Origin of the sequence: Affinundibacterium danionis, assembly GCF_042432465.1 — a bacterium.
GTDB lineage: Bacteria > Pseudomonadota > Gammaproteobacteria > Burkholderiales > Burkholderiaceae_D > Undibacterium > Undibacterium danionis.
In genome coordinates this window covers 302070-313160 of sequence record NZ_JBHLXJ010000013.1, presented here as the reverse complement: position 1 = coordinate 313160, position 11091 = coordinate 302070, and the positions used below count along the sequence as shown (strand labels likewise).

Annotated in this window: 11 protein-coding genes; 7 read left to right on the top strand and 4 right to left on the bottom strand. The window is 44.5% G+C overall.

Going from position 1 to position 11091, the window contains the following annotated elements; translation table 11 throughout:
- The first annotated feature begins 70 nt into the window (after nucleotides 1-70).
- The 3 genes from ACFFJH_RS12660 (at nucleotide 71) to ACFFJH_RS12650 (ending at nucleotide 4985) form a co-directional block, all read left to right on the top strand.
- The gene (locus ACFFJH_RS12660) at nucleotides 71-1525 is read left to right on the top strand and encodes a sensor domain-containing protein (RefSeq protein WP_390213161.1); all 1455 of its coding nucleotides are present in this window, start codon (nucleotides 71-73) and stop codon (nucleotides 1523-1525) included.
- A 154-nt stretch (nucleotides 1526-1679) separates the two neighbouring features.
- Nucleotides 1680-3092 (top strand): hypothetical protein, encoded by a 1413-nt coding sequence (locus tag ACFFJH_RS12655; RefSeq protein WP_390213160.1) that lies wholly within the window; start codon nucleotides 1680-1682, stop codon nucleotides 3090-3092.
- Nucleotides 3093-4013: 921 nt separating this feature from the next.
- Nucleotides 4014-4985, top strand: coding sequence for a dihydrodipicolinate synthase family protein (locus ACFFJH_RS12650; protein ID WP_390213158.1), 972 nt, complete (start codon nucleotides 4014-4016; stop codon nucleotides 4983-4985).
- A gap of 151 nt (nucleotides 4986-5136) precedes the next feature.
- On the opposite strand, the gene dinD is transcribed toward ACFFJH_RS12650, so the two are convergent.
- From dinD to ACFFJH_RS12635, 3 genes are all read right to left on the bottom strand, one after another.
- Nucleotides 5137-5979, bottom strand: coding sequence for a DNA damage-inducible protein D (dinD, locus tag ACFFJH_RS12645; protein ID WP_390213157.1), 843 nt, complete (start codon nucleotides 5977-5979; stop codon nucleotides 5137-5139).
- Between the two features lie 182 nt (nucleotides 5980-6161).
- Complete coding sequence (locus ACFFJH_RS12640) at nucleotides 6162-6746, bottom strand: transposase (protein WP_390213156.1); 585 nt, start codon at nucleotides 6744-6746, stop codon at nucleotides 6162-6164.
- A 79-nt stretch (nucleotides 6747-6825) separates the two neighbouring features.
- Nucleotides 6826-7896: a hypothetical protein gene (locus ACFFJH_RS12635; RefSeq protein ID WP_390213155.1), complete on the bottom strand. Its 1071-nt coding sequence runs from the start codon at nucleotides 7894-7896 to the stop codon at nucleotides 6826-6828.
- A gap of 608 nt (nucleotides 7897-8504) precedes the next feature.
- Here ACFFJH_RS12635 and ACFFJH_RS12630 point away from each other — a divergent pair.
- The 3 genes from ACFFJH_RS12630 (at nucleotide 8505) to ACFFJH_RS12620 (ending at nucleotide 9550) form a co-directional block, all read left to right on the top strand.
- Complete coding sequence (locus ACFFJH_RS12630; protein WP_186922967.1) at nucleotides 8505-8777, top strand: type II toxin-antitoxin system Phd/YefM family antitoxin; 273 nt, start codon at nucleotides 8505-8507, stop codon at nucleotides 8775-8777.
- Complete coding sequence (locus ACFFJH_RS12625) at nucleotides 8774-9109, top strand: type II toxin-antitoxin system RelE/ParE family toxin (protein ID WP_390213153.1); 336 nt, start codon at nucleotides 8774-8776, stop codon at nucleotides 9107-9109. The genes ACFFJH_RS12630 and ACFFJH_RS12625 overlap by 4 nt, the downstream gene beginning before the upstream one ends.
- Nucleotides 9110-9385: 276 nt before the next feature.
- Nucleotides 9386-9550 carry a hypothetical protein gene (locus ACFFJH_RS12620; RefSeq protein ID WP_390213151.1) on the top strand — a complete coding sequence of 55 codons (165 nt, stop codon included), beginning with the start codon at nucleotides 9386-9388 and terminating at the stop codon, nucleotides 9548-9550.
- A 102-nt stretch (nucleotides 9551-9652) separates the two neighbouring features.
- Here the strand turns inward: ACFFJH_RS12620 and ACFFJH_RS12615 are convergent, their stop codons facing one another.
- Nucleotides 9653-10366, bottom strand: a complete 714-nt coding sequence (locus ACFFJH_RS12615) for a hypothetical protein (RefSeq protein WP_390213150.1) — start codon at nucleotides 10364-10366, stop codon at nucleotides 9653-9655.
- Nucleotides 10367-10644: 278 nt separating this feature from the next.
- Between ACFFJH_RS12615 and ACFFJH_RS12610 the strand changes: the two genes are divergently transcribed.
- On the top strand, nucleotides 10645-11058 hold the full coding sequence (locus ACFFJH_RS12610) for a hypothetical protein (RefSeq protein ID WP_390213148.1): 414 nt from the start codon (nucleotides 10645-10647) through the stop codon (nucleotides 11056-11058).
- The last annotated feature ends 33 nt before the right edge of the window (nucleotides 11059-11091 follow it).

Here is an 11091-nt window from a genome sequence, read left to right as displayed (position 1 = left end):
TACCGTTTTGTAGTTCGTGCGTCTGAAATTCATCATCAACAATGGACAAGAATACTCAGTCTGGACATGTATGAACCAACAAATGCTTTCGCTGGCGAATTTCACAGAAGATAATCTGCGCGCCATACTTCAAGCTCTGCCCGCACTGATTTGGCTGAAAAACGCCGATGGTGTTTATCTTGCCTGTAACGGGCGCTTCGAACAATTTTTTGGGGCTTTGGAAAAAGACATCATAGGTCGTACTGACTATGATTTTGTCAACAAAGAATTGGCCGATTCTTTCCGCGCCAACGATCTGTTAGCCATGCAAAAAGGCGGCCTGCACATCAACGAAGAATGGATTAGCTTTGCCAATGACGGACACCGCGAACTACTCGAAACCAGTAAAACACCTTTATACACTGCCGACGGCAAACTCATCGGTATTTTAGGTATTGCGCACGACATCACCAAACGCAAACAGCTAGAAAAATACGAAAAATTTCGCAGCTCCACCTTAGAATTACTGGCAAAAAATATCCCCTTACCCAGCGTTTTAGAAGCTATCGTACGCGGCGTTGAGCTACTGCATGCCAACTTCATGTGTAGCATTTTATTGCTCGATAAAGAAGGCAAACATCTAGTCGATGGCGTCGCCCCCAGTTTACCTACGTTCTACAACCAAGCTATCAATGGCGTCGAGATCGGTATAGGCGTTGGCTCATGTGGAACGGCTGCATTTTTAGGTCAGCGTGTGGTGGTGGATGATATCGCCAACCATCCTTATTGGGAGCCGTATGCCGAGCTTGCAGCGCGCGCAGGTTTGGGCTCGTGCTGGTCGCAACCGATACTCTCATCCGAGTTGCAAATATTGGGAACCTTCGCCATCTATCACCGAGAAAAAAATGCGCTCGCTGATTTGGATGTCTACATCATTGAACAATCGGCACAGCTCGCCAGCATCGCGATCGAACGCAAACGGATAGAATTGAAAATGCAGCATATGGCCTTCCATGATGCACTCACTGGTCTGCCGAATCGCAGCCTGCTCGACGATAGGTTAGAACAAACCAAGGCCGCCTGCAGACGTCACCATCGTTTTGCTGCCGTGTTGTTCATCGACCTCGACAATTTCAAACCACTCAATGATGAGCATGGTCATAACGCAGGCGATTTACTGCTGCTAGAAGTCGCACTACGCATCAGCCTCTGCGTACGCGAAGTCGATACCGTCGCGCGCTTCGGTGGTGATGAATTTGTGGTGATCCTCAGCGATTTAGAAAGTGAGCTAACGCATGCCGAACAGCTAGCTTGCGACATCGCAGAAAAAATACGCGCTTCCTTATCCGCGCCTTATCAAATCAATATTTCAAACACGCACAAACAAACCTGCGTTCAACATCATTGCACCGCCAGCATCGGCGTCGTCCTGCTACGCCACCTGCAACACAATGATATCGACATCATCAAATTAGCCGACCAAGCGATGTACCAAGCCAAAGCCACAGGCCGCAACAAAATCTGCTTCCTGGATAGCAAACCCTAAATTCTCGGGCAACATAATTGAAAACTATGTCACGCGGCAATTCAAGTTGGTAGGCTTCTGATCTCCCCATAACCAAGCGTCAATTCTCATCCTACTTATAGACAGCTTGCATTAAAATTGTGCTACTCCCTTGGTTTCACATGAAGGAACTTGCGTGTCTGATCTAAGCCTTCCACTCCCATCGTTTATCAAACCCGAACATGCGAACAGCTATCGCTACATGATGAGCCAGTTGGTACCAACGTCAACTGCTCAAGCACCGTATGCGGCACATGAATTTTTGTTGGGTTTACCTGAGGTAGATGACGACTATTGGCTGGCTAACGTGATTGCATTGGCGGCACAATTGCAAGAGCTTGATGTGGCTCGCTTAACGCAACTGCCGTTGCCCGGAGTGCGAAGTTTGGTGAAGCTATACTGTGTGCTGGCAGGACGTTTGCAGTTTGATGCAATGCAAGGCTATGAGGGTGAAATTTGTCGCGCCGCGATTGAAGGCCGATTGGGTAAGGATGAATTAGCCACCATGCCCGTGCGCAGACTACTGGCCGAACGCGGATTATTGGAACAAGCCCAGCTCAATTATGTACAACAGCACTTTGCGATCGATCAACGTGAAGTTTTACCCGCTGGACAAGGCATTTGGCTAGGCTGTGATGCCAATGTGGTTGGCTTAAACTTTGCGCTGGAGGCCATTGCTGCGCAGTCACATGCTGCGTTAGACCGAGTAGGCCTGATCCTGTTAACCCGCAATGGAACCGCCATTCCCGCCATGTTGGAGGCCGCCAAGAAATTTAAAAATGCGGTGATGATCCACTACACTTGTGAAGCTGAATTAGTGGAAAGCTTGCGCGCAAAAAAGATGCGGGTGTTTATCGAGTTGCATGGCTTGCAGAATCCAGTAACGTTTATTGAGTTGTTAAAAAGCGGCGTCGCGAATACCCAATTGACTTGGGCTGGCGTGGCTGAAAGTTGTCCTTTGCCCTTCATTGACGGTCAGCTATTAGACCCAGTTCTATCGCAGTCACCGATCGCCTCATGCCGGGCGCTACCTTTGCGATGCTGGTTGCCGCCACCGACCAATTTTATCCACATCCGGCGTGGTACGGCGCTTGGGATCTGGAGTGTCACCCCTAAAATATCGAAGAGTTTTCTGTATTTTGCGGCACAACTAGCGGCACGGCTGGCTTGCAAACTACAGTTGTGGACCATCACACCCCATCCTTACCTCGGGACGTTGCCGGAGAATGTAGAAATCGTTTCCCAATTTACGGATTTTTGCCCAGCGGTGTTGCTCGATACAATTCCCCTCAGTGGCGGTAGCTCTTGCTTGTTTGCCCTTCAAAACGGGATTCCGGTCGTGACCATGCCCGGTACCAGCATTTCCTCGCGATTGGGGGCCAGTATTTTATTGCATTATGGTTTTGCCGAAGGCGTCGTCGCGAGTCTTGACGAATATGCCGAACGTGTCGTGGAATTTTATAAGCTAAGCACAATGCCCCGCGTTCCAAGGCAAATTGATTGGGAATTCGTGAGTACGGTCGATCGATTTTTTCCGGCAGATAAATGATTTTCACTGAAAAATCGTACAGGAAAGCCGGATCAGTTTTAACACTAAGAGATCCATCATAAATCCCTTTTTGCAACCCACACCGCTCTAATCGCGATCATCTGATGCACGTCAAAATAGCTCGCGATTTCTGCCATTGTGTAAGTACCGAATTGTTAGGCTGCGACCATTGCAGCATTACGATTGTCGGCTTGTTCTGAGCATCCCAATAATCCAATTCCGACTTACCTTACGCCAAACACAACACCGTGCTTAAGTCATCAATGTGTTATGTCAAGACTTGGCTCTGTTCTCGGGGGTGATGGAGTAACGGAGTCAAACAAGAATATTCATTTGATCGAGTTTGGATTGTGAATTACAGAAATGGCAAGCTCAGGCTTGTCTTATTTTTATGGCTTTGTCGATTAAATGTCGTCAGATTTTTTATTCGACTGAACATGTACTGACGATCTGGCGATTGGCTTGAATATTTCGGCTATGCGATCTAATATATTAATAGTATACTTAATTTATGCGCTCATTGCCTTGCTTGAATTTCCTTTGCTTCTTGGTGAAAGGAAATATGATGAGTGGGTGTTTGTTATTTCAGTTGTTCAGATATAGAAGTTAAAAGTGCGATCTCGATAGCAAAGACAATATGCGCTCAGGGAGCGACCGAAGTTTGGCAAGTTTTGGCATGTAATGGGCTTAGAGCATTAATTTAAGCCTTTGACGGCGTAACCCAATAAGCCTCCAGTTTTACCGAATGTGGTTCAACTGCTATGACCTATTTGGTGGAATTTATATGTAATGTTTTTAAATGTAGGGCTTACGCAAAATTGCGCTAGCTAGGTGTGTCGCCAAAGACAGTACATTTCTACGGCGAGGTGACAACAACGACGCTAGTGTCTGTTTTGCGTAAGTCCTAAAATAATGGGAAATATGATGGAAACAAATAGCAAAGATTGGCGATATACGGTGATGCCAGCGGTGTTCACATGGCTAAAAGAGTCAGAATCAGGTGCTCTCGAAATTGATTTTGATGAGACAAAAAGACAAGCCGCATTGGTTTTAAGAGCACAAGGCCAGGGCGGCAGCCGATTTGGTGGATTGGTCGCCTCTGGTACGCTAGGTGAAAACAGTTACCTGACTCCCGAGCAGCGTCTTGCTTTACTCAAATCCCTATCTGCAGTTGCTAAAGAATACGATGTCCCATTGATCAGTGGTGCCGCAGCAGAAACCAAGGAAGCGCTTGCGACTATCATTGAAGGACTCGCAGCGGTTGGTGTGAATACCGTCATGGTCATGCCACCAAAAACCAAGGAAGCGCCTACGGATGAAGAAATGTATGCCTACTATGCGCTTGCCGCAGCCACTGCAAAAAAAGTAGGCGTCACCATCATGCCGTATAACAATCCAGATGCAGCCGGCTATCATGCACTGTCAACCGATCTACTCAGAAAACTGTCTGCACTACCAGAAGTCGTCGCTCTTAAAATATCGACACTCGATGTGTCAATTATCGAAACGCTGATAGTAGAAAACAAAGATTTAAAAATCTTGGCAGGTGTGGATTCCGTCACGGTACATGCAGGATTAGCTGGCGCATGCGGTGGGATTACCGGTGTAGGGACGATCTTCCCCAAAGCAAGTATTACGATGCAAGAACATGTCCTAAAAGGCGAATGGGCTGAGGCCAACAAAATTTCTCAAGCTCTCAATTCCATTTCCTATCTCGATGCGCAGCCTTTGCTGTTGGAATATCTGAAGCTTGCTATGGGCATTCATCATAATGATACCGAAGGTGGACTGCGCACCTATGGTAAGAAATTAACGCAACAGCAAATTGATGATGTCCGCGCAAGATATCTGCTTGCAAAACAAAGACTGGAACTTCTCGGTTTGGCGGACTGATACTTCCAAATAGAGGACTTACGCAACATTGCACTACCTAACGCCCGCCCCCGAATGCTTGAGTCGGGGGCGAGGCGTCGAAGAAAGATCACTTGTACGGCAAACGCTAGCGTCTGCTTTGCGCGAATGGGTGGCTCCTGCCTTCTCGCAATCACGAATCTAAGGCATCAGGCTTCTTCAAAACTTTCTTATCTGCCGCACTCAAGCGACGCTCAACTTTTTTCACGTCTTCGCTTGGAGGCAAACTTTCAGGACGAATGCCACGCTGTAGTAAAGTGTCACGCACTGCTTGGTTGTTCGTGACATGTTCTTTAGAAATCGCGGTTTCACTATCCATCTGATGCTGCTTGGCGTTGAAGATAGTAATCTCCGCAGCGAAATCTTTTGCTTTCAAAATGATAGTGGGCGCAAAGTCTGCCAATGGCCGATTGTCTGGCACTTGCCATTGTGCTTTCATGGCTTGCGTCGTTTTACCAAAAAGTGCGTGATCACCTTTACTGCGAATTAATGCAAAATCTTGATTGCCACCTGTTTGCTCGTAGATCACTGCCGATAATTCTTTTTCTGTCTCAGATAACTTCTTGCGCGCTGTCACACGTTCAGTTTCTAACAAGCGTTGCTCGATCAATTCGGCTTTACGCGTTTGTACGGCAAAGTAGGTTTGCGCGAAGGCAATTTCTGGTTTGCGCGGGTCACCATTTTGCGCAATCAAATAACAAGCGTAACGAGTCAACATCAAATCATCAACTTCACGCTGGCTTCCTGAGCCTAAGTCGACCATTTTCCTGACGTCAGGAAAATGGTTCTCTATGACATGTCCAGAGACCTCGCAGGCTGTCTTCGCTTTACTGAGCACATTAAGAAAATTTTCCCACTTGGAATAACCTAACAGGTGCTGAATATCCCGTGCCAACCAAAATTCCACGCCTTGATCGGTGCGCTGCGCATGCGCTTCAAAATTGGTTGTGAGCGATTGAATAATTTCGGTTTTCATAAGTTATTTAAAGTGCGTGATGAACGATAGCAAAAGTATATTACACCACCCGACAGATGCTTGATCAAGCGTCAATAAATTATTTGGTTTTAACGCCGTCAACATATGACGCAATGCACTCTTGACTATTGACGCTCGGCGGGCAGGGCAAAGGGGCAGATCTTACATTTGACATTCAACAATCAATCCACACCACGCTCTTTCTGTTTCACAGCACGACTAACCGTCGCGTAACTCACCCCAAAATGACTACCTACTTGCTCTAATGTGTAGTGCCCACTTAAGTAGGCCATTGCCATATTTTCGTTTCGCGCATTTCCCAAATTGGCAAAATAATCCAATGGTTTGATCGGCGCTTGTTTTTGTTTTTTGGGGATGTCTTTGAGTGATTGTTCGGGATCGAGCTTACATTGCATATCGAGTACAAAATCGTCGTCACCGAGATAAATTTGATTCTTCAGGCTCTGCCAAGGCGAAGGCTGTCCTTTGCCCTGCTGTACAAATTCACGATAGCGCTGTTGGGCGATATTCTTGGTCTTGGCAAATCCACCCAGAACCCAATCGGTCGTCAAACATGCCGCGCCTTCTGCCAATCCTGCAGTAGCCCGATAACTACTCCACGGCCAATCTTTGGCACTACGCACCATGCCAGCACGCACCGGATTTAAGGCGATGTAGCGCGCCAATTCAAACAGATAGGATTCTTTCTGCGCCAAAATCGCTTTAAATCGACCCTGTACAAAAATGGGATCAGTTCTAACATTCAAACATAGTGTATGAATGTTAGAACTGATCCCCTTGCTGTGCTCAGGCTCATGTCAAATGTAAGGTCTGTCCCCGTACTTGTTAATCGTGTTCAAATGCCCATTCTCCGCTGAAGCCATTGTTGTTAAACCAAGTACCAAATAAAGTCTGCGGCGAAGGAAATTGTCCATTAAAGGTTGCGCTTGTTTCTTTTCCCATTTTTAAGTTAAATGTGATTGTAGCGTCTTCTTTAACTAATCCAGATATTAAAAAAGTACCGGCTTTTGCTCCGTTGCAGCTTCCACTGATAACACCCGAAATATCAATTTTCAACTTGCAATTTCCTTGATCATTGCCAGAATATTGACCTGTCCAATCTCCAGCATAGCTAGCAATTGGCGGATTTTTTTTCCCTAGCCCTGCTATTGAGTAGCCTACTAGTTCATTGCTGTTTACTCCTGGGTAACTAGCACTTGGAAGTTGATCACATCTGACATTCAGCCCAGTAACTGTGTCTTTCCAGCAATTTACTATTGCACTTGGGTTACTTTCAATGTTTGCAGATTTCAAAGTAATTTCGTACTTAAGTGTGTTGAAAGTCCCTGCTGGAACTGTAATTGTCTCTAAACCTAAAACTTTGCCTTGATAAGTTGTTGTAAAAGAATCTGGTATTCCATCAACTGAACAGTTTGCCTTTGTCTCAATTGACCAAATTAATCCAACTGTAAGTAGGTTAGGCTCCCTCCTAAATGGTGGAGTGTATCTGCATTCATATTGGTCTTTAAAAATATAAAAAGCACTTAATCCGTGATCAGAACTAAAAAAAACTTGTGCTTTTGTATTTTGTATTCGTTCTGGCAGCGAGTTAGGGGTGGGATAATAACCATGGGAAGTTTCAGTCTGCTTGTAGGAACTATCCGCATTTACGAAAACGACTCTATTAGTGGTAAATTCTCCATAAGGGACATAAGTGTAAGGCGGAGCATTTCCCCTTCTAAGTTCCGCTTTCCTCTGATAAGTTACAAAGTCACCAGCGGTTGGAGTCGGCCTTGAGATTGAGGTGGGCTTGATGTTTTGTGTACCACCACTGCCATTTTCAACGCTGCTTCCCCCACCTCCACAGCCGGTTAAAATAAATAAAATTATAATTTTCACAACGAAAATACGATACATATTACATTCCCAATTTGCTATTTAATTCAACATTCTAATCGAGTTCTTGTCACAAATGTTGCATTTATGAAATTCTTTTACCGTGAAGAACAATATTTACGTAAAGGACAAAGCATTTGTAGTGAATAATGGGAATTGTCTATTGCGCCGTATGGCGAATTTAATCGCATAACAGACTAGGCAAATGGAGCCAGTTCCAACATTAATACATCCATCAAAATGGCCCTTCCCCCTTACTGCTGTCTGTTTAGTTTTTAAAGCCAGACAAAACCGAAAAGTATCGAATATTTTTAATTGATGCTGACCCCTTTGGTTAAAAACACAGGGTTTAAGTATCGAGAGCAACAAAAGAGTGATTTGATTAAACGTCTATTTCGAAATCATTCAAATGCCTCAGAGGGGCATTCTGTGAATAGCGATCTGCTCTTTTCAATTGTGTCATGTCAAGACTTGACCCTTTTTTTCCCTCAGTATGCCAGTACCATACTTCCGTTCGCTGGTTTCCTAAATTGATAGAGTAATTCGATGGTTTGAAGATAAGCGTTCATTGACATGTCTAAATTAAGACTTTAAACTGACTTTTGATCATTTATTCAAGAGAGCTTGCCATGCGCCTTTCAGAACAAGTCAAACCTATTAGCTATTTTAAAGATAACGCCGCTAAAGCTATTGCTGAAATGACGGAGACGCATGAACCTTTGATCATTACTCAAAATGGCGAAGCGACTTGTGTCATACAAGATATTAAGAGCTATGAAGACACAAAAAACACCATGGCTCTGCTGAAAATATTGGCGCTTGGTCGCAAGCAAATTGAAGAAGGTCAATTTAAACCTGCTCGCAAAGTCTTCGCAAAAATGGACAAGGAAATACTCAAGTGAGTTACACCGTGTACATGCTGGACGATGCGGAAGACGACTTATGGAACATCCATAGTTACATCAAGAACCAGTTCTCCAAAACCTTGGCAGATCAAATTTATGTCAACATTCGCGACAGCATTCTCCTGTTAGAAACAAACCCACTGTTGGGAACAAGCATTCCGCAGCTCGCCGCATTAGGAATGACGCAATGGCGCCAAATGGTCGTCATGGAAAAAAATAGAATAGTCTATGAGGTTGAAAAAAATCGCCAGCATATTTATGTCTATTTAATCTGCACAGAACGGCAAGACTACGATGCTTTTCTTCAACAAAGAATTTTTAAGAGATAAAGAGGATTACCCGTTCTAGTTAAAAGACTAGCCCCCAATTTCTAGAGCAGAGTAAGATTTACTTTTCAGAGTCGGTTTCTTCACAACATCCTTAGCATTCATGTTTAAAAACTTGCTCAAAATATTGCGCTTACCAATTTCCATTGAAGAACTACGGAACTGCGAAGAATGGTTTAACTTCACGGCTTGGTGCGCAAGCAAATAGTAGATCGTGTAATCCGGGGACAGTGCTTTAGCAGATTCACCGACCATCCATCGCTGCGCTTAGAGACAGGCGTGCAGAAATCACCGAAATCCGCAGCGACTGTGTCACCGATCCAAAAAATCCCCTATGGCGTCACCTTCATCGTTCGCCTATTCGACGAAGCCATCATCTCCCGCGCTAGCTTGGCTTTGGAAAAACATTTTGTCGTCGCGGGAGAGAGGCCGCCCGAGTTTTGAGCGTGGCTTTTTGAAATTGAATGGTTCCTTGATACGTATATTGAAAGCGAATGTTGAAAAGACACCCGCTCAACACGCGCTCAAGGAAGCTACTTTTCTATCTTACAAATGGGTATCCGAAGTTTTTGCAGTTTTCTTGGTCGACGCATCAACCTCAAGTCCATTTTTGTCCAAAACTTTGATGTACGGTTGATCCTTGTTATCGACACCTATCAAGATACGATCCTTCCCTTCTCGATCTTTAATGACAAGCGATGCTACATTCTCTTCCACACCAAGTGTAATTCGATCGACCATCAATGACTGTAGTTTCTTCATTTCTTCAGGATCGTTCACCTTGATTTTCTTTACGTCGACCGTATCCTTTGGATTGTCCATTACCTTCAGCATCGCGCTTTGACCTGTTTTCCCTTGATAGGTTGCAAGTCCAATTGCCTCGATCGGGGTATCTCGATAATCAAGAGCAACCGTTGTATGGCGTGAAGATACGCCAATCCCACCAACCTCATTTCCTTTTGGATCTGTAAAGATCATTCCTGACATGCCAGGCGGCACCGTTCTGGCAATAAATTCGCCTTGTATCGGAGCCAATGGTGCAGTGTTTGACAGAATGAACCTTTTAACGCCGTCCTCTCCCGCTATATTTAATGTCGACAACGTTTGCTCGCTCGCGTCCTTGCTTAGTTTCTTTTGGTCGAGAGTCAGTTTGACTAATAATCCACCAGAAACAGCAAAGGATGCGATGCAGAGCAAAGCAAGCATGCGATTTCTCGTCTCCAATTTTTCCAAACGTTTTACGAAATCAAAATTTTCCAATTTAGTACCTTTCACGTATTGATAATAAAAAATGCTCTTTCAAATTCTATTGAGAAGAAAATCCATTTTCTTAAAATTTTCGAACAATTCTCGAACCCACTCCGCAGCTAGCCGTGTTTCACAGTTGTTGCGGGTACACATTGACTTTTCTAATAGTTAAAAGTTCCATTAAGACGCGATTCTGAGGTGGCCCCGTGCTTGTACTGCACGTCTCAAACTATAGCCTTCGAAGACGTGCGTTTTTTTAATATATGATTCGAAATTTGAAGGAAGCCAAAATGACTTTCGTGTTAGAAGAAATTTCCCCATCGGATCATGAAAAATATCAATTGACGGACAAAAATCCATTCACTCATAACAGAGTACTGGCATATGTATGGATGATAGATCGCGAACGGAATATGTATCTCAGAGAGTTAGGTGGGAGACAGCGTGACGATCCCTATACTCTTGAATTTCATTGTTTCTGGCGCGGCGCTTTACTAGCGATTTGTTTTGATTGTAGGTTAGAGTACATCACCCCAAGAGACGTAAAAGTGAAATGGAGATACGGTGGTGGCGATTCCTTGCCTGTGAATTTAAGACCTTATGTCAATGAATTTTACGCAGATTTGAAGGAGGCTTTGACCTTATATAAATCTTCAGGGCTTGCGTCACCATTCGATTCCTATGTTGTTGAATTTGATTTTTAAGACTGGCGAAAAGTGTCGACATTTTTTAGAGCC